Annotated in this window: 22 protein-coding genes and 1 tRNA gene; 6 read left to right on the top strand and 17 right to left on the bottom strand. The window is 65.4% G+C overall.

Features of this window, described 5'->3' with window-relative positions:
* Positions 1-15 precede the first annotated feature (15 nt).
* From M2361_RS16245 to M2361_RS16235, 3 genes are all read right to left on the bottom strand, one after another.
* A complete protein-coding gene (locus M2361_RS16245) occupies positions 16-1179 on the bottom strand; it encodes an acyl-CoA dehydrogenase family protein (RefSeq protein ID WP_259250588.1) in 1164 nt (387 codons plus the stop codon).
* A 61-nt stretch (positions 1180-1240) separates the two neighbouring features.
* A complete protein-coding gene (locus M2361_RS16240) occupies positions 1241-2224 on the bottom strand; it encodes a tripartite tricarboxylate transporter substrate binding protein (protein ID WP_259250586.1) in 984 nt (327 codons plus the stop codon).
* Between the two features lie 66 nt (positions 2225-2290).
* A complete protein-coding gene (locus M2361_RS16235) occupies positions 2291-3457 on the bottom strand; it encodes an acyl-CoA dehydrogenase family protein (RefSeq protein ID WP_259250584.1) in 1167 nt (388 codons plus the stop codon).
* A 267-nt stretch (positions 3458-3724) separates the two neighbouring features.
* Between M2361_RS16235 and M2361_RS16230 the strand changes: the two genes are divergently transcribed.
* The 3 genes from M2361_RS16230 (at position 3725) to M2361_RS16220 (ending at position 6652) form a co-directional block, all read left to right on the top strand.
* On the top strand, positions 3725-4522 hold the full coding sequence (locus tag M2361_RS16230) for an IclR family transcriptional regulator (RefSeq protein ID WP_259250583.1): 798 nt from the start codon (positions 3725-3727) through the stop codon (positions 4520-4522).
* A complete protein-coding gene (locus tag M2361_RS16225) occupies positions 4512-5327 on the top strand; it encodes an IclR family transcriptional regulator (protein WP_259250581.1) in 816 nt (271 codons plus the stop codon). The genes M2361_RS16230 and M2361_RS16225 overlap by 11 nt, the downstream gene beginning before the upstream one ends.
* 125 nt (positions 5328-5452) lie before the next feature.
* Positions 5453-6652 carry an MFS transporter gene (locus M2361_RS16220; RefSeq protein WP_259250580.1) on the top strand — a complete coding sequence of 400 codons (1200 nt, stop codon included), beginning with the start codon at positions 5453-5455 and terminating at the stop codon, positions 6650-6652.
* Positions 6653-6720: 68 nt separating this feature from the next.
* Here the strand turns inward: M2361_RS16220 and M2361_RS16215 are convergent, their stop codons facing one another.
* From M2361_RS16215 to M2361_RS16195, 5 genes are all read right to left on the bottom strand, one after another.
* Entirely contained in the window at positions 6721-7029 is a 309-nt protein-coding gene (locus tag M2361_RS16215; protein WP_050445682.1) for a DNA-binding protein, read from the bottom strand.
* Between the two features lie 152 nt (positions 7030-7181).
* Complete coding sequence (locus tag M2361_RS16210) at positions 7182-8492, bottom strand: MFS transporter (RefSeq protein WP_259250579.1); 1311 nt, start codon at positions 8490-8492, stop codon at positions 7182-7184.
* A 144-nt stretch (positions 8493-8636) separates the two neighbouring features.
* The gene (gene dgoD, locus M2361_RS16205) at positions 8637-9785 is read right to left on the bottom strand and encodes a galactonate dehydratase (RefSeq protein WP_050445685.1); all 1149 of its coding nucleotides are present in this window, start codon (positions 9783-9785) and stop codon (positions 8637-8639) included.
* Positions 9782-10435: a 2-dehydro-3-deoxy-6-phosphogalactonate aldolase gene (locus tag M2361_RS16200; protein WP_100854280.1), complete on the bottom strand. Its 654-nt coding sequence runs from the start codon at positions 10433-10435 to the stop codon at positions 9782-9784. Before M2361_RS16200 ends, dgoD begins: the two co-directional genes overlap by 4 nt.
* 9 nt (positions 10436-10444) lie before the next feature.
* Positions 10445-11695, bottom strand: a complete 1251-nt coding sequence (locus M2361_RS16195) for a 2-dehydro-3-deoxygalactonokinase (RefSeq protein ID WP_259250575.1) — start codon at positions 11693-11695, stop codon at positions 10445-10447.
* 328 nt (positions 11696-12023) lie between these two features.
* Between M2361_RS16195 and M2361_RS16190 the strand changes: the two genes are divergently transcribed.
* Positions 12024-12842: an IclR family transcriptional regulator gene (locus M2361_RS16190; protein WP_259250574.1), complete on the top strand. Its 819-nt coding sequence runs from the start codon at positions 12024-12026 to the stop codon at positions 12840-12842.
* 257 nt (positions 12843-13099) lie between these two features.
* On the opposite strand, the gene M2361_RS16185 is transcribed toward M2361_RS16190, so the two are convergent.
* The 4 genes from M2361_RS16185 to M2361_RS16170 form a co-directional block, all read right to left on the bottom strand.
* On the bottom strand, positions 13100-13720 hold the full coding sequence (locus tag M2361_RS16185; RefSeq protein ID WP_259250573.1) for a glutathione S-transferase family protein: 621 nt from the start codon (positions 13718-13720) through the stop codon (positions 13100-13102).
* A 19-nt stretch (positions 13721-13739) separates the two neighbouring features.
* Positions 13740-14318, bottom strand: a complete 579-nt coding sequence (gene ampD / locus M2361_RS16180) for a 1,6-anhydro-N-acetylmuramyl-L-alanine amidase AmpD (RefSeq protein ID WP_259251507.1) — start codon at positions 14316-14318, stop codon at positions 13740-13742.
* A 132-nt stretch (positions 14319-14450) separates the two neighbouring features.
* On the bottom strand, positions 14451-14711 hold the full coding sequence (locus M2361_RS16175) for a PP0621 family protein (RefSeq protein ID WP_100854284.1): 261 nt from the start codon (positions 14709-14711) through the stop codon (positions 14451-14453).
* A 1-nt stretch (position 14712) separates the two neighbouring features.
* A complete protein-coding gene (locus M2361_RS16170) occupies positions 14713-15555 on the bottom strand; it encodes an inner membrane protein YpjD (RefSeq protein WP_167400967.1) in 843 nt (280 codons plus the stop codon).
* Positions 15556-15661: 106 nt separating this feature from the next.
* On the opposite strand from M2361_RS16170, the gene ffh reads away from it, so the two are divergent.
* Entirely contained in the window at positions 15662-17068 is a 1407-nt protein-coding gene (ffh, locus tag M2361_RS16165; protein WP_050445692.1) for a signal recognition particle protein, read from the top strand.
* Between the two features lie 169 nt (positions 17069-17237).
* Here ffh and lysM read toward each other — a convergent pair whose 3' ends face one another.
* The 5 genes from lysM to trmB form a co-directional block, all read right to left on the bottom strand.
* Positions 17238-17684, bottom strand: coding sequence for a peptidoglycan-binding protein LysM (gene lysM / locus M2361_RS16160; RefSeq protein ID WP_259250570.1), 447 nt, complete (start codon positions 17682-17684; stop codon positions 17238-17240).
* A 43-nt stretch (positions 17685-17727) separates the two neighbouring features.
* Positions 17728-18045: a hypothetical protein gene (locus tag M2361_RS16155; RefSeq protein WP_259250569.1), complete on the bottom strand. Its 318-nt coding sequence runs from the start codon at positions 18043-18045 to the stop codon at positions 17728-17730.
* A gap of 321 nt (positions 18046-18366) precedes the next feature.
* Positions 18367-18567, bottom strand: coding sequence for a sulfur carrier protein ThiS (gene thiS / locus M2361_RS16150; protein ID WP_259250567.1), 201 nt, complete (start codon positions 18565-18567; stop codon positions 18367-18369).
* A gap of 11 nt (positions 18568-18578) precedes the next feature.
* Positions 18579-19520, bottom strand: coding sequence for a prolyl aminopeptidase (gene pip, locus M2361_RS16145; RefSeq protein ID WP_100854288.1), 942 nt, complete (start codon positions 19518-19520; stop codon positions 18579-18581).
* Positions 19520-20356, bottom strand: coding sequence for a tRNA (guanosine(46)-N7)-methyltransferase TrmB (gene trmB, locus M2361_RS16140; RefSeq protein ID WP_242001329.1), 837 nt, complete (start codon positions 20354-20356; stop codon positions 19520-19522). Before trmB ends, pip begins: the two co-directional genes overlap by 1 nt.
* A 184-nt stretch (positions 20357-20540) precedes the next feature.
* Here trmB and M2361_RS16135 point away from each other — a divergent pair.
* Positions 20541-20614: transfer RNA gene (locus M2361_RS16135), tRNA-Gly, on the top strand.
* Positions 20615-20739 lie beyond the last annotated feature (125 nt).

The following is a 20739-nucleotide window of genomic DNA, read 5'->3' as shown; positions in this document are numbered from 1 at the left end:
GTCTCCTGGGATGGGTCAGCCGCGCGCCAAGAGGCGGCGCGCAAGGCTGGCGCGGTGCAGTTCGTTGGCGCCGTCGTAGATGCGGAAGGGGCGCATTTCTTGCCAGATCATTGCCACGGGGGTGTCGTCGGACAGGCCCGATGCGCCCATCATTTGCACGGCGCGGTCGGCCACGCGGTTGACGGCTTCGGATACGAATACCTTGGTCATGGCGCTGTGCTGCTTGACGGACAAGCCCGCGTCCATGCGGCCCGCGCAATCCAGCGTCATCAAGCGGCTGGCATGCAGGTCGATGTGTGAATCGGCCACCATGGCCTGGATCTGTTGCAGATCGGCCAGGCGCGACCCGAAAGACTCGCGCGTGTTGACGTAGGCTTGAGCGGTTTCCAGGGCGCGGCGGGCGCGGCCGATGTAGCGCATGCAGTGCGACAGGCGCGCGGGCTCCAGCCGCAGTTGCGCGTATTCCAGGCCACGGCCGGGTTCGCCCAGCACGGTGTCGTCGCCGACCTCGCAGCCGTCCAATTCAATTTCCGCATGGCCGCCGATCTGGTAGCCGGTGACCATGCCGATGTCGCGCACCACGCGGTAGCCCGGCGTGTCGGCGGGCACGACGAAGAGCGTGGCGCCGGCATCGGCCTGCGCCAGCACCAGCGCAAAGTCCGCGCCGACGCCGCCGCTGATGAATTGCTTGTGCCCGTTCAACACCCAGCCTTGGCCGCGCCGGGTTGCGCGGGTGCGCAGCATGGACGGGTCGGACCCCGCGCCCGGCGCGGGTTCGGTCATGGCGAAGCAGGCGCGCTGTTCCGCGCGGATCAGGGGCAGCAGAAAGCGCTCGCGTTGGGCGGGGGTGCCCAGTCGCAGCAATGTCAGCATGTTGGGCTGGTCGGGCGCGGCGCAGTTCAAGGCGGCCGGCCCCAGAAAGCCGCGACCGGCCGCTTCCAGCACTTGCGCCAGCGCGCGCCAGCCCAGGCCCAGCCCGCCAAGTTCCACGGGCAGTTGCGGCGCGTACAGGCCAGCGTCCCGGGCTTGCACGCGCAAGCGCGCTACACATGCGTCCAGGGCCGCCACGTCGCGGGCGATGGCGGGGGATTCTTCGGGGATGGCGATGTCATCGACAAAGCGGCGAACCCGTTCGCACAGGTCTTCGATGGCGGCGTCGCCGATGGGCTGGGCGGGCATGGCGTTCCCTTCTTAAAGGCGGGCTGGTATTGGCTTGCTGGTGAGGCTGACGTCTAAACGCTTACTGGATGCGGGTGCCGGTGGACTTCACCAGCTTGCTCCACCACAAGGTCTCGTCCGCGATCTGCTTGGCGAATTCGGCGGGCGTGTTGACCAGCGGCTCGGCGCCTAATTCCTGGAAGCGGGCGCGCAACACGGGGTCTTGCAATGCCTTGGCCACGGCGGCGTGCAAGCGGTCCACCACGGCGGGCGGCGTGTTGGCGGGCGACATCAGCCCTTTCCACGCCATGACCTCAAAACCCGGCATGCCCGCTTCGCTGAAGGTGGGGATGTCTGGCGAGGCGGTCGCGCGCGCATCGCTGGGCACGGCCAGCGCGCGCAGGTTGCCCGCTTTCACTTGTGGCAGCAGCGCGGGCATGTTGTCGATCATGAAATCGATATGGCCGGCGACCAGGTCGGTGATGGCGGGGCCGCTGCCTTTGTAGGGCACGTGTTCGGCTTGCAGGCCGGCCTTCTGCTTGAGCAGTTCGCCGGCCAGTTGCGCGGGCGAGCCATTGCCGGGTGAACCGAACGACAGCTTGCCGGGGTTATTGCGCGCGTACGTCAGGAATTCCTCCAGCGTCTTCACGGGCATGGACTTGGTCACCACCATCAGGTTGTGTTCGCGTTCCAGGCAGGTGATGGCGGTCAGGTCCCGGGCGGGGTCGAACGGCATGTTGGCGTACAGGCTGGGGTTGATGACGGTGGGGCCGGCCGCCGCCAGCAGCAGCGTGTAGCCGTCCGGCGCGGCGCGCGCCACGAAGTCCCCGCCGATATTGCCGCCGGCGCCCGGCTTGTTTTCCACGATGACCGGCTGGCCCAGGATGGGGTGCAGCGCTTCGGCCAGCAGGCGGCCCAGGATGTCGGTGGATCCTCCGGGGGCGAACGGCACGATCAGCCGGATCGGCTTGTCGGGATACGCGGCGGCGGCCTGGGGCGGCAGCGCCGCGCAGGTGAATGCGGCGGCGATGGCGCCGATCCATTTCGGCAGGTGCTTGTGCAGCATGAGAGTCTCCTTGGGTTGATGGGCCGCGGGCTTCTTTTGGCTGCGGTCCCGGGATAGCGCCCTGGCCTAGCGGCCGGGCGTGTAACCGGCCTGCGCCAGCGTGTGGCGGGCGATGGTCAGTTGATGAATCTGGCTGGTGCCTTCGTACAGGCGGAACAGGCGCACGTCGCGATAAAACCGTTCAATGCCCTGGTCGGCGATGTAGCCGTAGCCGCCGTGCATCTGCACGCAGCGGTCCGCCACACGGCCGCACATTTCCGACGCGAAGTATTTGCAGATGGACGCGTTCATGGTTACGTCGCGGCCCTCGTCGCGTTCGCGCGCGGTTTGCAGCACCAGCGCCAGCGCGGCCTGGATGTCGGTCTGGCAATCGGCCAGCATCGCCTGGATCAGTTGGAAGTCCATCAGCGGCTTGCCGAACTGCTGGCGTTCGGCCACAAAGCGCAGCGTGTCGTCCAGCATGCGGATGGCGGGGCCGATGCACAGCGCGGCCAGATGAATGCGCTGCTTGTTCAGCACTTTCATGGCCGTCTTGAAGCCCATGCCTTCCTGGCCGCCGATCAGGTTGGCGGCGGGCACGCGGCAATCTTCAAAGTAGACGGCGGACACGGGCGACCCGGCCTGGCCCATCTTGTCGTAGGGCTGGCCGGTGGACAAACCGGGTGTGCCGCGTTCCACGATGAAGGCCGATATGCCCTTGGCGCCCGGCGCGTCGGGGTCGGTGCGCGCCATGACGGTGAACAGGCCGGCAAGCGGGGCATTGGTGATGAAGCACTTTTCGCCATTCAGCACATAGCTGTCGCCGTCGCGCACGGCGGTCGTGCGCAGGGCGGTGGCGTCCGACCCGGCCTGCGGCTCGGTCAGCGCGAAGCAGCCGGTCAATTCACCTGACGCCAGCCGGGGCAGGTAGTGGTCTTTCTGCTGCGCGGTGCCGTCGGCCACCAGGGCTTCGGAACCGATGCCGGTGTTGGTGCCCACGCGCGCCCGAAACGCCACGGAGCATTGCGACAGCTCAATCGCCGCGCGGATCAGTTCTTCGGTGCTCATGCCCGCGCCGCCATAGGCTTCCGGGATGGAATAGCCGAACATGCCTTGGTCGGCCATGGCCCGCACCAGGTCGTCGGGCACTTCATCCAGGCGCGCCACTTCGGCTTCGCGCGGAACCAGTTGCTGGCGGACGAAGCGCCGCAGCGATTCGATGAAGGCGGGAAAGCCGTCAGGGTCCCTGATCATGGGTTGTCTCCGATTTTCTAATTGGCTGGCCTGGCGGGCGGACGAATCCGCGCCGGACAACATGGAACCCAGGCTAGCAAAGCAAAGCGAAATGCGAGACAAGTGTTTTGATATCTTGAACGCCTATTGCTCGATATGGGCCGCGCTTGCTCTATCATCGGCATCAACATTCCACGCTTTTTCGCTTTTACTGCGCGCCTTTCATTTCTCGCCTTTCACGTTCCGCCTGTCACTATTCAGCGCGGAATCTCCACCCGGATTGCGACCATGACCACGCCCCTGGGCGGCCGCCACCCCGACCCTGATTTCGCCACCACGCTGGCTCACGGCCTGGCCGTGTTGCAGACCTTTCGCCATGGCGAACCCGCGCTCAGCAACCGCGAGCTGGCTGAGCGCACCGGCCTGTCCAAAGCCACGATTTCGCGGCTGACCTATACGCTGGTCCAGCGTGGCCTGTTGCGCTATGACGCCAGCCTGCGCCGCTACCGGCTGGGCACGGCGTTGTTGTCGTTGAGCTATCCCTTGCTGGCCAGCATCAAGCTGCGGCAGTTGGCGCGCCCGCTGATGACGCGGCTGGCCAACGCGGCGGGCGGGTCGGCGTCGCTGGGCATGCATCACGGCACGCACATGGTGTACGTGGAAACGTGCCGGGGCCATGACGCCGTGGCGTTTCGGCCCGACATCGGCGCCATGCTGCCGCTGCTGCCCTCGGCGATGGGCCGGGCGTGGTTGGCGCAGGCGGATGACGATGAGGCAGAAGCGCTGTTGCAGGCGCTGCGACTGCAAGATCCGGCCGCCTGGCAACGGCATGCGCCGGGGTGGGAGCAGGCGCGCCGCGACTATGCCGCGCATGGCTACTGCGTGGCCGAAGGCGAATGGCATGCCGACGTGCATGCCGTGGCGGTGCCGATGCGTAGTCGGGTGGACGGGCAGGTGTTCGTGTTCAATTGCGGCGTGCCGGCGCGGCGGCTGCGACCGGGCGATTTGCGCCGACGCATCGCGCCACGTCTGCTGACCTTGGTGACGCGGGTGGAAAAAATGCTGGAGCGCCAGGATGCCGCTTGAACTTGAACATGACGCCGCCCGGGATCCCCAGCCCAACCCCAACCCCGACCGCGACTTTGCCACCACCTTGGCGCACGGCATCGATATCCTGGCGTGCTTTCGGGCGGACCGGCCGGAGCTAGCCAACAAGGACTTCGCGCAGCAGACCGGCCTGTCCAAAAGCGCGGTGGCGCGCCTGACGCATACCTTGGTCGAACTGGGTTTCTTGCAGCGCCTGGGGTCGCCCGCCCGCTATCGGCTGGGCGCGTCGGTGCTGGCGCTGAGCTACCCCTTGCTGGCCAGCATGCAGATCCGCCAGTTGGCGCGGCCGCTGATGAAGCAGTTGGCCGATCATGCGTGCGGCGCGGTGTCGCTGGTGGTGCGCGACCGCTTGCAGATGGTCTATGTGGAAACCGCCAGGTCAAACGATGCCTTGCAGACCCGGCCCGACATCGGCGCGGCCTTGCCCTTGCTGTCCAGCGCGGCGGGCAAGGCCTGGCTGTGCCGGGTGCCGGATGCCGAGCGGGCGGTGGTGCTGAACCAGTTGCGCGTGGCCGACGCGCGCCATTACGCCGAGCACTTCCCCAGCCTGGCGGCGGCATCGCGCGACCTGGAACGCAAGGGATATTGCGGCAACAACGTGCAGTGGCGCCCAGACGCCTATGGCTTTGCCGCGCCCTTGTGGCGGCCTTATCAGTCGCTGCTGTACGTCTTTAACTGCGGCGTACCGTCGGGGGACGGACCCTACCGCGAGCGGGCGGCGGACATCGGCCCCCGACTGGTCGCCCTGGCGCGTGAAACGGAACGCTTGCTGGGTCTGACGTAGCGCCCGTGCTTGGGGGCGATTCGTGACTTGAAGTCAAAAGTGTTTGCCCGCCAGACGGCTTTTTCCGCAAGGATCGCGCCGTCATACTGCACGCCTGTCTTTCCGACGTGCTCCAAGGAATCCGCATGAACCCGCAAGATAATCCGCCGGTGAAGTCCGGCTTGCCGCTGTTGGCGCTCGCCGTCGGTGCGTTCGGCATCGGCGTGACCGAGTTTTCTCCCATGGGGTTGTTGCCCGTTATTGCCGAGGGCGTGAACGTCTCCATTCCCAGCGCCGGCATGTTGATCAGCGCCTACGCCATCGGCGTGATGCTGGGCGCGCCGCTGATGACGCTGGCGTTTTCGCGCTGGTCGCGGCGCAAGGCGCTGATTCTGTTGATGTTGATCTTCACCATCGGCAACGTGCTGTCGGCGCTGTCGCCCAACTACACCACGCTGTTGCTGGCGCGGCTGGTTACCAGCCTGAACCACGGCGCGTTCTTCGGCCTGGGCTCGCTGGTGGCGGCCAGCGTGGTGCCGCGCCACAAGCAGGCCAGCGCGGTGGCGACCATGTTCATGGGCTTGACCATCGCCAACGTGGGCGGCGTGCCCGCCGCCACGTGGCTGGGGCAGGTGATCGGCTGGCGCATGTCGTTTTTCGCCACCGCCGTGCTGGGCTTGATTGCGATGTTGTCGCTGTGGTTCGCCTTGCCGGCGGGCGAAGCGGGACGCCGCCCGGATGTACGCCATGAACTGGCCGTGCTGAAAAGCCCCGTCGTGCTGCTGGCGCTGTTGACCACGGTGCTGGGCGCGGGCGCGATGTTCACGCTGTACACCTACATTGCACCCACGCTGGCCGACATTACCGGCGCATCGCCCGCCTTCATTACCGGCATGCTGGTGCTGATCGGCCTGGGCTTTACGTTGGGCAACGGCGTGGGTGGCCGCATGGCTGACCGCTCGCTGGACGGCACGCTGATTACGTTCCTGGTGATCGTCATCATCGACCTGCTGGCGTTCCCGTGGATCGCCTCCACCCAGATCGGTGCGGCCGTTTCCCTGTTGATCTTCGGCGTCGCCACCTTCGCCGTGGTGCCGCCCTTGCAGATGGGCGTGATGCGCGCCGCCACGGCGGCCCCCGGGCTGGCGTCTTCGGTGAATGTGGGCGCGTTCAACCTGGGCAACGCGGTCGGCGCGGCCGCTGGCGGCGCAGTGATCTCGGCCGGGCTGGGCTACTCGGCGGTACCCATCGCCGGCGCCGTCATCGCAATGGCCGGGCTGGCGCTGGTGCTGGTGCAGCGGGCCGGCAACGTGCGCCGCCGCAAACTGGCGATGCAGGGCTGCTGAGGGGCGCGTCGAGCATTAGCTATTCGCAGGGCGGGTTTGGGTGTTGTCGCCCAACCCGCCCATTAACGTTATCTGGCGCCCGCGGGCGTCAGCGGTTGTACCGCCAGCCGCAGGCCCAAGGCTTTCAGGATTGCCGTCAGGCTGCTTAGCGCGGGGTTGCCCTTGGGTGACAGTGTGCGGTAGAGCTGGGTGGGATTCAGGTGCGCTTGCGCCGCCACGGTCTGCACGCCACCAAAAGCCTGCGTCAGTTGCCGCAGCGCGATCAAGAGTTCAGCCTGGGTTCCGTCTTCCAGCACGCTGTTGATCAGGTCAACGGCCAATGCGGGGTCATCACGGTACAGCTCGGCCATCGCTTCATCATGGGGTCTGCTTTTCATGGTGTTCTCTGGTTCCAATGTTGCCAAGCGCGTACCGCGCGCTTCAAAATATTCGTCTATAGACGAATATAGCTCAAGTTGACTCCTTCTACAGCGCACAAAAAAAGGGGTGCCGTTCATTCGGCACCCTTCATCTCACCAACACACATCAATCACGCTTCTATCCGCTCCACCTTACCCACCAGCAGGATGTACGACAGCGCGCCCAGCAATGCCAGCGACGACACGTACACGATGGCGGGGGCGAAGTTGTCTTTCGATACCAGGAAGCCGATCACGATGGGCGTGCAGATGGATGACAGGTTGCCCACGAAATTGAACACGCCGCCCGTCAGGCCCAAGAGCCGCACCGGCGCCAAGGTGGACACCAGTGACCAGGTGATTGACGCCAGGCCGTTGCCGAAGAAGGCCAGGGCCAGGAAGAAGATGACCCAGGGGGTGGAGTCGGTGAAGTTGGCGCCGATCATCGATGTGGAAATCAGCAGGCCCAGGATGATGGGCAGCTTGCGGGCCAGGCCCACGGTGGCGCCGCGCCGAACCAGGAAGTCGGACAGCACGCCGGAGCACAGCACGCCGACGAACGCGGCCAGGAAGGGCACGGACGCCAGGAAGCCCGACTTGATGAAGTCCATGCCTCGGTACTTCACCAGATAGGTCGGGAACCACGTCAGGAAGAACCACAGCGTGGACGTCAGGCAGAACTGGCCCAGGTACACGCCCCACAGCTTGCGCTTGGACATCACCAGGCCCAGGTCATTCCAGTTGAACGGCGCCTTCTTGGCGCGCGCGTTGCGGTCCAGGTCGACCACGCCGCCGCCTTGCTGGATCAGTTCGATCTCGGCGGCGTTGGCGCCCTTGAACTGGCGTGGCTCGCGATAGATCAGGTACCACAGCACGCCCCAGACGATACCCAGCAAGCCGGTGCTGACAAACACCATGTGCCAGCCGTAGTGGTGTTGCAACCAGGCCAGCACCGGCGTCAGGAAGGCCAGGCCCACGAACTGGCCCGATGTGTAGAAGCCGATGGCCGTGGCGCGTTCTTTTTCGGGAAACCAGGTGGTGACGACGCGGTTGTTGATGGGATAGGCGGGGGCTTCCAACGCGCCCACCGCCAGCCGCAACACGAACAGAATGATGAAGCTGCTGGCAAAGCCCATGAAGAAGGTCGCGGCCGACCACAGAATCAGCGCGGCGGCATACAGCACGCGGGGCGATACGCGGTCCACCAGCCAGCCGCCGGGGATCTGCATGGCGGCGTAGGTCCAGCCGAAGGCGGACAGGATCAGCCCTTCATGCCAGGTGTCCAGCCCGAACTCGTCCTTGAGCGCGGGCGCGGCGATGGACAGGTTGCTGCGGTCCAGGTAGTTGATGACGACGGTGATAAACAACATCACCATGATGATGTAGCGGCTGCGCGTGGGGCGCTGGGTCTGTTGCAAGCCGGCGTGGGTGGCGGTCGACACGGATTGTCTCCTCGTGCGCCCTTCTAGGGGCGGGGGCCATCGGCTTGGATGCCGATGGGTTATCGATATGAAGAAGAAAAAGCGGCGCTCGTGACAGAAGCATGAGACGCCGCATGGCGGTCAGTCAGCGTGATCGGGCTGGCCTTACCACTCGGCGAAGCTGCCGTCGGCGTGGCGCCATATCGGGTTGCGCCAGCGGTGGCCCACGGCGGCGCGTTCCTTCACGTATTCCTCGTTGACCTCGATGCCCAGGCCCGGGCCTTGCGGAATGGCGACCATGCCGTCTTCGTACTTGAAGACTTCGCGGTTGCTGACGTAGTCCAGCAGGTCGTTGGCGGCGTTGTAGTGAATGCCCAGGCTTTGTTCCTGGATGAAGGCGTTGTAGCAACCGGCATCGATCTGCAAGCAGGTAGCCAGCGCGATGGGACCTAGCGGGCAATGCAGCGCCAGCGCCACGTCATACGCTTCGGCCATCGCGGCGATCTTGCGGGTTTCGGTGATGCCGCCCGCGTGCGACGGGTCGGGCTGGATGATGTCTACATAGCCTTCGGACAGCACGCGCTTGAAGTCCCAGCGCGAGAACAGGCGCTCGCCCAGCGCAATGGGGGTGGACGTCAGCGGCGCCAGTTCCTTCAGCGCTTCGTAGTGTTCGCTCAGTACGGGCTCTTCGATGAACATCAGCTTGAACGGGTCCAGCTCTTTCATCAGGACCTTGGCCATGGGCTTGTGCACGCGGCCGTGGAAGTCCACGCCGATGCCCACGTTGGGGCCGACGGCCTGGCGCACGGCGGCCACGTTCTCCAGGCACTTATCCACCTTGTCGAACGAATCGATGTATTGCAGTTCTTCCGTGCCGTTCATCTTCACGGCGGTAAAGCCACGGTCCACGGCGCTCTTGGCGGCGGCGGCGGTATCGGCCGGGCGGTCGCCGCCAATCCACGAATACACCCGGATGCGATCGCGCACGTTGCCGCCCAACAATTGCGACACCGGCACGCCCAGGTGCTTGCCCTTGATGTCCCACAGCGCCTGGTCGATACCGGCGAGCGCGCTCATGTGGATGGCGCCGCCGCGATAGAAGCCGCCCCGGTACAGCACCGTCCAGTGGTCTTCGATGTTGCGCGGGTCTTTGCCGATCAGGTAGTCGGACAGTTCTTCAACGGCGGCGGCCACGGAATGCGCGCGGCCTTCCACGACGGGCTCGCCCCAGCCGACGATGCCTTCGTCCGTTTCGATTTTCAGGAAGCACCACCGGGGCGGCACGATGTAGGTGGTGAGCTTGGTGATCTTCATGCTTGGGTCTCCTGGGCGGAATAGGCGCGTTGCCAGGCGGCGACGAATGCGCGCGCGTTCTGGCCGACATCGGTGGCCGTCAGGCCGGGTTTGTACAAGGCGGAGCCCAGGCCGAAGCCGCTGGCGCCCGCCTGGGCAAAAACGGAAAGGTTGTCGGGCGTGATGCCGCCTACCGGTACCAGCGCGATCGGCGGGCGCATCACGGCGCGCCAGGCCTTGAGCACGGCGGGGCCGAGCTGCTCGGCGGGAAACATCTTCAGCACGTCGGCGCCGGCCGCTAGCGCGGCAAACGCCTCGGTGGGCGTGGCAACGCCGGGGCAGGACGCCATGCCCAACTTTTTCGCGGCGCGGATGACGGCGGCGTCGCTGTGAGGCATCACGATCAATTCGCCGCCCGCATCCTGCACGCGCGCGCAGTCGTCGGGGTTGAGCACGGTGCCGGCGCCGATCAGGCAGTCGGTGGGCAGCGCGGCGCGCATGGCGCGGATGCTGGCCAGCGGGTCCGGTGAATTCAGCGGCACTTCGATCAGGCGAAAGCCCGCCGCGTACAGGGCATTGCCGATGTCTTCCGCTTCGTGCGGCTGGATGCCGCGCAGGATGGCGATCAGCCCGCAATGGGCCATGGCGGTTTGCAGTCCGGTGTGAGTCATGTGGGGTTCCTAGACGGGTGCCGAAGTGGGGGTGTCGGTGTCGACCGGTTCTGCCTTGACCGGTCCGGCTTTGATCTGCCCGGTCTTGACCAGCCCTGCGCAGACGGCCAGGTGCCATAAGCCGCGTTCAGTGGCGTTCTGCGCTTGCTCGGGCGTGCCCAGGCCGTAGTGCTGCATGGCCAGGATGTAGCGTTGGCACAGCGCGGGGTCGCCGCACAGCACGATGCGGGGCCGCTCGCCTTGCTCGCGCAGCATCTGGGCCAGCGCGGCAATTTCGTGGCCGATCAGCAGGCCCGACAGATAGTCGGCTTGCGAGGTCGAAGGCAGTTCCCCGGTCAAGCCCAGCGCGCGCGTGCTGAAGATGGTGGACAACACGCCGGCGCGTCCGGCCGGCGCACCGGCCACTTTCACGCCGCGCATGAAGGCACCGCTGTCGGCGGCGATGTCGGCGTCCTGGTCGGCGGCGGGCGCCTCGCTCATCGTGCGGCCCAAGATGGTGTGGCCGCGCAGCGCGGCGTAGACCTCGCCGGTCATGAAGGTGTCAAAGTGCGTGACGCGGCCCTGGCGGGCGCTGACCCACTTAGAATGCGTGCCGGGCAGGCCGATCAACACGCTGTCGGCGGGGATCTTGGCCGGGGTCCGGGTCAGGCGTGAACTCGCGTCTGCGCTGCTGTTTGCACCGCAGTTTGCGCCGCTGCCTTCGGCCGGGCCTGCGGTTTGATCGGTTGCTTGATTGGCGGCTTTATCGGCGGCTTGATCGACGGCCAGGTCCGCTCCCGATCCACCAGCCTGGTCGAACATCACGCCGAACACCTGCGTTTCTTCGCCGCGCATCACGTTGGGCAGGCCATGGCGCTGGATCAGGCCGGGCACGATGTGTACCGGCGTAGCGTTGGGGCCGGCGCCTGGGCGTTGGACGACGGTCAGCAAGGTGCCGATGCGTTCCAGGTCGACGGGCACGTCCAGGTACGCGGCTTCCTGCCAACCCTGGGCGCTGCCGACCATGCCGCAGGCGATGACCGGCAGCGTCGGCTCGGCGCGCAGCCAGTCGCCGCAAGCTTGTTCAAACGCCAGGTCGAAGCCGGACAAGGCGGTGCTGGCCGCGCCGTCCTGCAAGGGCTGCGGCAGGCGCATGATGCCCCAGGGCAGATGCCGGGTGTCCAGCGTGCGGCCCGTGTCGTCCAGCCGGTACGCGCGTAGCGAAGAGGTGCCCCAATCCAGCGCGATAAGCGCCGCGCGGGTGGGTGTTGCGGGTGTCATCTGATGTGTCTCATCGTTGGTCGCCTTGCCCGACGTCGCTTGCCGGTGGCGCCGAGGTGGGCGCGGGCAAGGCATGCAATACGGGGCGCTGCGACCTTGTTGTCTTGATGCGCGTCGGGCCTTCATAACAGCCTGCGCGCGTTGGGAAAAAATTCTAGATCAGAGCTTGAAAATCTCAAAATGTAGAATTAAATCCCATATACAGGGAATGTGGCGTGACGCGATCGGGCAGCCGCCGGGGTGGAAATCCTGCCGCAACTCCGCCGCCTCCGCGCCCTGCGCCATCCCGGGTATGCTTGCCCCCGTTCTCGCTGTGTATTCACGTTTCATGACCACCATCCCGACTGCAAATTCCACCCCCACGCTGGACCCCGACGCCGTCGCGCCTGCCGGTACGCAAACCTTGATGCGCGGCCTGGCAGTGGTGCAGGCGGTGGCGGCCGGTGCGCGTGACCTGAAAGACATCTGCGCCCGCATCGGCGTGGCGCGCAGCACCACGCACCGGCTGGCCAGTTGCCTGGTGCAAGAACGCTATCTGCGGGCCTTGCCGGGCGTGGGGTATGTGCTGGGGCCGAAGCTGATCGAGCTGGGTTTCCAGGCGCGCGAAGCGTTTCCCATGGCGACCCTGGCGCGCCCCTATCTGGATGCGCTGGCCGCACAAACGGGCGACACCATCCATCTGGCCGTGCGTGACAACGACGACGTGCTGTACCTGGAAAAGATCTCGGGCAAGAAAGGGCTAGAGATGCGGTCGCGCGTGGGGCATCGCATGCCGCTTGCCGCCACGGGCGTGGGCAAGGCGCTGCTGCTGGACACCGAAGAACCGCAATGGAAGGCGCTGCATCGCATCGGCGCGCCGGTATCGTCGCGCGCGCCGGGCGGCCAGCAGACCTGGGAAGCGTTTCGCGACCGCATGCGCGAATACGCGGCGCAAGGCTATGCGTTTGACCTGGAAGACAACGAGCCGTCGATCCGCTGCGTGGCGGCGCCCGTGCGCGATGCCTCAAGCGGCATCGTCGCGGCGATCAGCGTGTCCAGCACGGTGCCGTACATGTCCCTGGAACGCATGCGCGACATGATCCCGGTGGTGCAGGACGCGGCGGCGGGCATCTCGGCGGAAATGGGCTGGAAGGTCGACCGCGGCTGAGCCAGCGCAGTGCGTAGGATGGGTGTAGCGCGCAAGGTCGCCCGCAAGAACGCAAACGCGGATCGCGCGTAACCCATCAAACAATGGCTGATCCTAAGCGGAGCCTGCCACAACGACATGGTGCTAAGCGGAACCCGCCACAGCGCCTCTGTTGCTTGATGGGTTTCGCGCGATCCGCAGCGGGGTTCTTCACACCGATCTCTCGCGCTACACCCATCCTACATTTCTCTATTCCCGCGCACGATCATTCGGGCGCGCTATTCCAGCGGAAGCGTCAGCACGCCTTGCGGGGCGGGGCGCATCATCACGCGGCGGTACCAGGCGGATAGCGCCGGGGTGTCGGGGCGTTCAATGGGCAGGGCCAGCCAGCGGTGCGCCGCGCAGACAAGCGCGATGTCGCCCATGGTCAGATGGCGGCCGGCGATGAATTCGCGGCCTTGCAAGGCTTGATCCAGGATCAGGGCGCGCGCGTTGGAACGCTTGACCGAGCTCTCGATGGCGGCGTGGTCGCGCTTGTCTTCGGGCGTACGGATCAGGCCCAGGAAGGCCGGGCCCATCGCGCCTTGCCATTCGGTGGCCTGCCAGTCCATCCAGCGGTCGGCGTCGGCGCGCAGGCAGGCGTCTTCGGGCCAGAGCGTGCCCACGCCGTAGCGCGAGGCCAGGTAGCGCACGATGGCGTTCGATTCCCACAGCACGAAGCCGCCATCGTCGATGACTGGCACGGTGCGGTTCGGGTTGAGCTTGGCGAATTCCGGCGTGTCGTTCACGCCGAACGGCCCGCCTGCCTGCACGAAGGTGTGCGGCAGCGCCAGTTCGCGCACGGCCAGCATCACTTTCTGCACGTTGACGGACGTCAGGCGTCCCCAGATCTTCAACATAACCAGTCCTTGAGTAGTGTCAGACGGGCGGCAACTGCCGCCGCGCAAAGCCGCTGTCGCGCGAAAAGCGCGTCCAGTTGAAAGCCGGCCCGGGGTCGGTCTTGCGTCCCGGGGCAATGTGTTCGTGGCCCCAGGCCGCGGCCAAGGGGTAGCGCGCGCGCAGCACCGGCGTCAGCTTGCGCAGCGCCAGGTATTGCTCGTCGGCGTAGGGCAGGGTGTCCGTGCCTTCCAGTTCGATGCCAATGGAAAAGTCGTTGCAGCGTTCGCGCTTGCCAAAGCGCGACACCCCGGCGTGCCAGGCGCGTTGGTCGGTGGACACGAACTGAATGATGCGCCCATCGCGGCGAATAAAGAAGTGGGCCGATACGCGCAAGCCGCGCAGGCGTTCCAGCCAGGGGTGCGAAGCGTAGTCAAGTGTGTTCAGGAACAGCCCGGCCACTTCGGGGCCGCCAAACTTTCCGGGGGGCAGGCTGATGTTGTGCAGAACCAGCAGCGAGACCTGCGCGTCTTTGGGACGTGCGTCGCGGTTGGGCGAGGGCAGCAGGGTTACACCCGGGGCCGGCGCCAGCCAGCCATGTCGATCCAGAAGCAGAGCCATAAGAGAGAGCATGCGTGGTGAATCCAACGGGCATTATGCCGTGGTCGCCGCCGCCTCCCAAATCTGCGTTTTTCGCAAGGGGCCGCGCGTAAAACGCAGCCGTTGGCGCCATCGCTGCCGCCTGCGCGCCGCTTATTTCCTGGCCGGGCCCAGCTTGGAATGCTCGGTGCTGCACCAGGTGTGGCCGTTCAGCAGCACGGCTTCGGATCGGGGCAGGTGGATGCCGCAGTGCGCGCATCGCACCATGGATTCCGGCGCGTGCTTGGCCGGGGCCGGCTGGCTGCGGCCTTTGGGCTGCTCGCCAGCCTGGCGCGCCGCCGCCATGCGGGCGGCGATGCGGGCCACGAACAGCACCGCGATGATCAAAACGATCCAGAACAACAACTTGCCCACGTCAGCCTCGATGCAGAATCATTTCCAGCACGAACCGGCTGCCGGTGTACGCCAGAATCAAAAAACCAAAACCCGTCAACGTCCAGCGCAGCGCCACACGCCCGCGCCAGCCCCACACGTGGCGGCCAGCGAGCAGCACGCCGAACGTCAGCCAGGACAACAGGGTGAAGACGGTCTTGTGGTCAAACGGCAAGATTTTGCCCGTCAGCTTCATGGACGCCACCGACCCCGAGCCCACCGCCAAGGTCAGCACGATGAAACCGATCCAGATAATACGGAACAGCAGTTGTTCCTGCACCAGCAACGGCGGCTGGGAGTCCAGCACGCGGCCGATGATGCTGCGTTCGGCGGGGGCGTCCAGCGGGCGGTGCAGATGGCGGTCAAGCAGGGCCATCATCATGGCGTGTAGCGCGGCGATGGTGATCAGGCCATAGGCGGCCAGGGCGATCAGCAGGTGCACGCGCAGCCAGGCGTTGTCGGCGTGGGGCACGAACTGCCCCTGGGGAAACACGGCGGCCAGGGCGCTGGCGATGGCGGCGGCGGGCAGCAGCAGCAATTGCAGGCCGTCGATACGTACCAGCAGGCTTTCCAGCCAGAACACCACCATGCCCAGCCAGATGGCCGCGGACAGGGCCAGTGCCCACCCAATGAACAGATGCTGGGCGCCCAGCATGGATTGTTGCAGCCCGATTCCATGCAGGACCAAGGCCCCCAGCAGGCACAGACGGCCGATTTTGCCCGTCCGTTCGACTTCCCCGGCGCCGGCCAGGCGGGCCCAGAGAGACCCCCCTAGCACTGCGTACGCCAAGGCAGCCGCTGTGTGAAATACAATGCCTAGTGACATAAAAACCGTTGTCTGGATGGGGCCTTGGGGTGCGTGCCACCCGAAAGCGCAGAATCCGCGCCTGCGGCCACCGTTCAATCAACTAGTTTAAGCGGAAACGCCTCTCATGCTCGATAACCTAACTCAACGCCTTTCGCGTGTCGTCAAGACGCTGCGCGGTGAAGCCCGCCTGACCGAGGCCAACACCCAGGAGATGCTGCGCGAAGTGCGCATGGCGCTGCTGGAAGCCGACGTGGCGCTGCCCGTCGTGCGTGAATTTGTCGCCCGCGTGAAGGAAAAAGCGCTGGGTGAAGAAGTGGCCGCCAGCCTCAGCCCGGGCCAAGCCCTGGTCGGCGTCGTCCACAAGGAACTGACCGCCCTGATGGGCGGCGACCTGGGCGCTGATTCCAACGAACTGTCGCTGGCTGTGCAGCCGCCCGCCGTCATCCTGATGGCCGGCCTGCAAGGCGCGGGTAAAACCACCACCACCGGCAAGCTGGCGCGCTGGCTGTCCGAAGGGCAGCACACGCAGCACGGCCGCAAGACGGGCAAGAAGAAAGTGCTGGTGGTGTCCGCCGACGTCTATCGCCCCGCCGCTATCGACCAGCTGAAAAGCGTGGCCGCGCAGGTCGGCGTGGACTTCCTGCCGTCGGACCCCAGCCAGAAACCCGAAGACATCGCGCGCGGCGCGGTGGACCATGCGCGCCGTCACCACTACGACGTGCTGATCCTGGACACGGCCGGCCGCCTGGGCATCGACGAAGCCATGATGCGCGAAATCCGCGCATTGCATGACTTGGTCAAGCCGGTGGAAACGCTGTTCGTGGTGGACGCCATGCAGGGCCAGGACGCGGTCAACACCGCGCGCGCCTTCGCGGACGCGCTGCCCCTGACCGGTGTGGTGCTGACCAAGCTGGACGGCGACGCCCGTGGCGGCGCGGCCCTGTCGGTGCGCCACGTCACCGGCAAACCGCTGAAGTTTGTCGGCGTGTCCGAAAAGCTGGACGGGCTGGAACCGTTCTACCCCGACCGCATGGCGCAACGGGTGCTGGGCATGGGCGACATCGTGTCGCTGGTCGAGCAGGCGCAGAAGAACATCGACATCGCCGATGCGCAAAAGCTGGCGGCGAAGATCAAGTCGGGCAACAAGTTCGACCTTAACGATTTCCGCGAACAGCTAGGCCAGGTGAAAAAGCTGGGCGACATGGGTTCGCTGCTTGAAAAGCTGCCGGCTCAGTTCCAGCAGGCCGCGGGCCAGTTGCAAGGCGGCCAGGCCGAAAAGCAATTGCGCCGCACGGAAGGCATCCTGAATTCCATGACGGCCGCCGAACGCGCCAAGCCTGAGCTGATCAAGGCATCCCGCAAGCGCCGCATCGCCACCGGTTCCGGCGTGCCGGTCCAAGAGGTCAACCGCCTGCTGGCTCAGTTCGAGCAGATGCAGGGGATGATGAAGCAGATGAAGAAGGGCGGCATGGCAAAGATGATGCGCGCCATGGGCGGCATGAAGGGTTTGGGCCGCTTCGGCATGAAGTAAGGCCCCCACGGTGCGCGCACTGCGTGCGCTTCCTGCCCCCTAGGGCTAGCTAAAAAAATGGCCAGACATTGCGTCTGGCCAAGCAATCGCGGCAGGCAGGGGGCGCCGTGCCGCGACACAATCCGGAAAACGCATGGGTGTTCTCCGGCTTGTCGAGTTCAATGAGCGCTTACGCCACCGGCGGAATGCGCAGCACCTGGCCCGGGTAGATTTTGTCCGGGCTCGTCAGCATCGGCTTGTTGGCTTCGAAGATCAGCGTGTTCTTCGCGCCCTGGCCCTTGCCGTACTGCGCTTCGGCAATCTTCCACAGGTTGTCGCCCTTTTGCACCGTGTACATCTTGGCTTCAGGCGTGGCCTGCTTCACCTTCAATTGGTTGTCCACCGCCGCCACGCCCACGGTGTTGCCTAGCGCCAGCGAGATCTTCTCGGCGTCTTCCGTGCTGAGCGCCTCGCCCGCCACCGTGACCTTGTCGCCATCCACCGAGATTTGCAGGCCATCCGCGTTCAGGCCGTGCTTATCCAACTCTTTCTTCAACTCGTCCGCTGTCGCGGCCTTGGCCTCGCTGGCGCCGAAGAGCTTTTCGCCTACATCCTTGATGAAATTGAGCAGACCCATAGTGTTTCCTTTATCTATGTTGCGGTGAGAAAACGAAGTGCGATCAGGGCGCGCGGCCCACGAACATCTTGCGTACGATGCCGGCAATCAAGGTCAGCACGGCACCACCCACGCCGCCGCCCACCACACTGCCCGCTATCGCTGAAAGGTCCAGCCCCGTGTTGGCCGCCGTGGCGGCGCCCGCCCCGGCGCTGATCATGGGCGCCAGCCACGAACCCCCCGCCAAGCCGCCGATGGCGCCCGCGATGGTGTTGCCCAGTGGGCCTAAATTGAACTGCTGGAGCATTTTTCCCAGTCCATTCCCGCCCGCTGCGCCAGCAACGAGCTGGATGAGAAGATTGATGATGACGGCGGTGTTCATGATGCCTCCTTGCCCCAATGGGGCGATGTGCAACGCTAGAACAACAACACGACAACCTACAACGCCAGCAGCAACGATTATTACTCGCGTATTCGCCGCGAGACGAGGGGGTATCGTGTAACAGGTTGCTAGCTGCTTGGCAGACTACGCAACAATGCTCGTCACTTCGCAGGGCGTGTCGCGCGGCAAGCGCAAACCGCATCGGGCGCGGGATGTCATGCGTAGCGACGTGGTGCGCAATGCCATGAAAAAGGCCGCTGAACTGACAGCGGCCTTTGCGGTTGCGGCGCCGGTTCGCGCCACGGGTGTGGATAAGGGCGATCAGCCGCCGCCCACCGCCACCACGATTTCGATCTGGTCGCCGTCGGTGAGCGTGGTCCGTTCGTGCTGGCTCTTGGGCACGATTTCGCCATTGCGTTCCACCGCCACGCGCTTGCCGGCATAACCCAGCGTTTGCAGCAGTTCAATCACGGTGGTGTCCAAGGGAAATTCGCGCGCGTCGCCATTCAGGGTGATGTGCATGTCAGGTGTCCTCACTGTTTTGCGTAAGCGTCGGTGGCGGCGAGCAGGCGCGCCAGCGTGCCGGGTTCATCAAAGGCATGGCCCGCGTCGGGCACCAGATGAAAATCCGCTTCCGGCCAGGCGCGATGCAGGTCCCAGGCCGTGCGGGCCGGCGTGCAGACGTCGTAGCGGCCTTGCACGATGGTGCCGGGGATGCCGCGCAGCTTGTGCGCGTCGCGAATCAACTGGCCTTCTTCCATGAAGCCGGCGTTCACGAAGTAGTGGTTCTCGATGCGCGCAAACGCCAGCGCGGCGCGGTCGGCAGCGTGGCTTTGCTGGTGGCGCGGGCTGGGCAACAACGTGATGGTGCTGTCTTCCCACTTACTCCAGGCCTTGGCCGCGCGCAGTTGCTCGGCCGGGTCATCGCCCGTCAGCCGCTTGTGATAGGCCGCCACCAGGTCACCGCGTTCAGCTTCCGGAATGGGCGCCAGGTATTCTTCCCAACGGTCCGGAAACAGCCACGACGCGCCTTCCTGATAGAACCATTGGATTTCCGCGCGGCGCAGGCCGAAGATGCCGCGCAACACCAATTCGCTGGTATGCGACGGATGCGTTTCCGCATACGCCAGCGCCAGGGTCGAGCCCCACGAGCCACCGAACACCAGCCACTTTTCCGCGCCCATGATCTCGGTGCGCAGGCGTTCGATGTCGGACACCAGATGCCAGGTCGTGTTGTTGTCCAGGCTGGCGTGCGGCTTGGATCGGCCACAACCGCGCTGATCGAACAGCAGCACGTTGTAGCGCTGCGGATCGAACAGTTGGCGATGCACGGGCGAACAGCCGCTGCCCGGCCCACCATGCAGGAACACGGCGGGCTTGCCGTTCGGATTGCCCGACATTTCCCAATAGATCTGGTGGCCGTCTCCGGTATCCAGCATGCCGTGGCGGTAGGGTTCGATCGGCGGATAGAGCATTAGGCGACTCGCTTGAAGATCAGGTCCCAGACGCCGTGGCCCAGGCGCAGGCCGCGTGTCTCGAATTTGGTCAGGGGGCGGTAATCGGGGCGGGGCGCGTAGCCGTCCACCGTGTTGGCCAGCAGCGGTTCGCCGCTAAGCACTTCCAGCATTTGCACCGCGTAGTCTTCCCAGTCGGTGGCGCAATGGATATAGCCACCCGGCGCGATGCGGCTGGCCAACAGCGACACGAAGGCGGGTTGCAGCAGGCGGCGCTTGTGGTGGCGCTTCTTGGGCCACGGATCCGGAAAGTACACGTGCACGCCGGCCAGCGAGTCCGGCGCGATCATGTCGCGCACGACTTCCACGGCGTCGTGCTGGATGATGCGCAGGTTCGTGATCTTGGAATCTTCAATGCGGCGCAGCAGCGAGCCGACGCCGGCATTGAACACTTCCACGCCCAGGAAGTTGTCTTCGGGGCGCGCCAGCGCGATCTTCTCGGTGGTTTCGCCCATGCCGAAGCCAATTTCCAGCACCGTCGGCGCTTGACGGCCAAACGCGGCGGCGGGATCCAGGCGGCGGGGCGCGTACGGAATGGACCATTCGCCCATCAGACGTTCCAACGCAGCCAACTGGCCCTGGGTGATATGGCCACGGCGATGCACGAAGCTGCGAATGTGCGTGGCGCCCGGGCTGTTCGGCGCGTGGGCCGTGCTGGCCAACGCCGCCTGGGTTTCGGGGGAAACGGGCGCGGCGGCAGGCGCCGATGCCGACGAGTCGGCGGGGGTGTCGGAGGTGTTCACGGAAGGCGTCGCGGGGGTGTCCGCGGAGGAGTTCGCGGGGTTGTTGGGTTTCATAGCCCCGAATTGTAGTGGCAGGTGCGGCGGGGTGGAGTCGGCCGGATGGACTAAATTGGGGACGCATTTAATTCCGAAGGCCGATACCGTCGAAAACGCACGCAAAAATCACCCCTGGAATCTGAAAATCCCGCGCTATAATCATCGGCTCTGCCCCGGCCCCGCGCTGTGGCACGACACCCGAGCGGGTGTAGTTCAATGGTAGAACGGCAGCTTCCCAAGCTTCATACGAGGGTTCGATTCCCTTCACCCGCTCCAAAACCCTTTTAAATTTCTCCGCTGCTTTTGAGTGGCCCCGGCTGGCGCTGTCCGCACCTTTTCCATCAAGTACCTTTTGGCCCATACTTGGCCAGCGGGTCATTGGGCATGATTGTTCGTGCGTA

Source organism: Achromobacter sp. JUb104 (assembly GCF_024806975.1).
In the GTDB taxonomy this organism is placed as follows: domain Bacteria; phylum Pseudomonadota; class Gammaproteobacteria; order Burkholderiales; family Burkholderiaceae_B; genus Achromobacter; species Achromobacter spanius.
Note: the sequence above shows the minus strand (reverse complement) of the source record. Positions and strands in the feature narration are given on the sequence as shown.

Coding starts and splice junctions, on each gene's coding strand:
- M2361_RS16245 (WP_259250588.1), bottom strand. CDS start 1,179: ATGCCCGCCCAGCCCATCGGCGACGCCGCCATCGAAGACCTGTGCGAA.
- M2361_RS16240 (WP_259250586.1), bottom strand. CDS start 2,224: ATGCTGCACAAGCACCTGCCGAAATGGATCGGCGCCATCGCCGCCGCA.
- M2361_RS16235 (WP_259250584.1), bottom strand. CDS start 3,457: ATGATCAGGGACCCTGACGGCTTTCCCGCCTTCATCGAATCGCTGCGG.
- M2361_RS16230 (WP_259250583.1), top strand. CDS start 3,725: ATGACCACGCCCCTGGGCGGCCGCCACCCCGACCCTGATTTCGCCACC.
- M2361_RS16225 (WP_259250581.1), top strand. CDS start 4,512: ATGCCGCTTGAACTTGAACATGACGCCGCCCGGGATCCCCAGCCCAAC.
- M2361_RS16220 (WP_259250580.1), top strand. CDS start 5,453: ATGAACCCGCAAGATAATCCGCCGGTGAAGTCCGGCTTGCCGCTGTTG.
- M2361_RS16215 (WP_050445682.1), bottom strand. CDS start 7,029: ATGAAAAGCAGACCCCATGATGAAGCGATGGCCGAGCTGTACCGTGAT.
- dgoD (WP_050445685.1), bottom strand. CDS start 9,785: ATGAAGATCACCAAGCTCACCACCTACATCGTGCCGCCCCGGTGGTGC.
- M2361_RS16200 (WP_100854280.1), bottom strand. CDS start 10,435: ATGACTCACACCGGACTGCAAACCGCCATGGCCCATTGCGGGCTGATC.
- M2361_RS16195 (WP_259250575.1), bottom strand. CDS start 11,695: ATGACACCCGCAACACCCACCCGCGCGGCGCTTATCGCGCTGGATTGG.
- M2361_RS16190 (WP_259250574.1), top strand. CDS start 12,024: ATGACCACCATCCCGACTGCAAATTCCACCCCCACGCTGGACCCCGAC.
- M2361_RS16185 (WP_259250573.1), bottom strand. CDS start 13,720: ATGTTGAAGATCTGGGGACGCCTGACGTCCGTCAACGTGCAGAAAGTG.
- ampD (WP_259251507.1), bottom strand. CDS start 14,318: ATGGCTCTGCTTCTGGATCGACATGGCTGGCTGGCGCCGGCCCCGGGT.
- M2361_RS16170 (WP_167400967.1), bottom strand. CDS start 15,555: ATGTCACTAGGCATTGTATTTCACACAGCGGCTGCCTTGGCGTACGCA.
- ffh (WP_050445692.1), top strand. CDS start 15,662: ATGCTCGATAACCTAACTCAACGCCTTTCGCGTGTCGTCAAGACGCTG.
- lysM (WP_259250570.1), bottom strand. CDS start 17,684: ATGGGTCTGCTCAATTTCATCAAGGATGTAGGCGAAAAGCTCTTCGGC.
- M2361_RS16155 (WP_259250569.1), bottom strand. CDS start 18,045: ATGAACACCGCCGTCATCATCAATCTTCTCATCCAGCTCGTTGCTGGC.
- thiS (WP_259250567.1), bottom strand. CDS start 18,567: ATGCACATCACCCTGAATGGCGACGCGCGCGAATTTCCCTTGGACACC.
- pip (WP_100854288.1), bottom strand. CDS start 19,520: ATGCTCTATCCGCCGATCGAACCCTACCGCCACGGCATGCTGGATACC.
- trmB (WP_242001329.1), bottom strand. CDS start 20,356: ATGAAACCCAACAACCCCGCGAACTCCTCCGCGGACACCCCCGCGACG.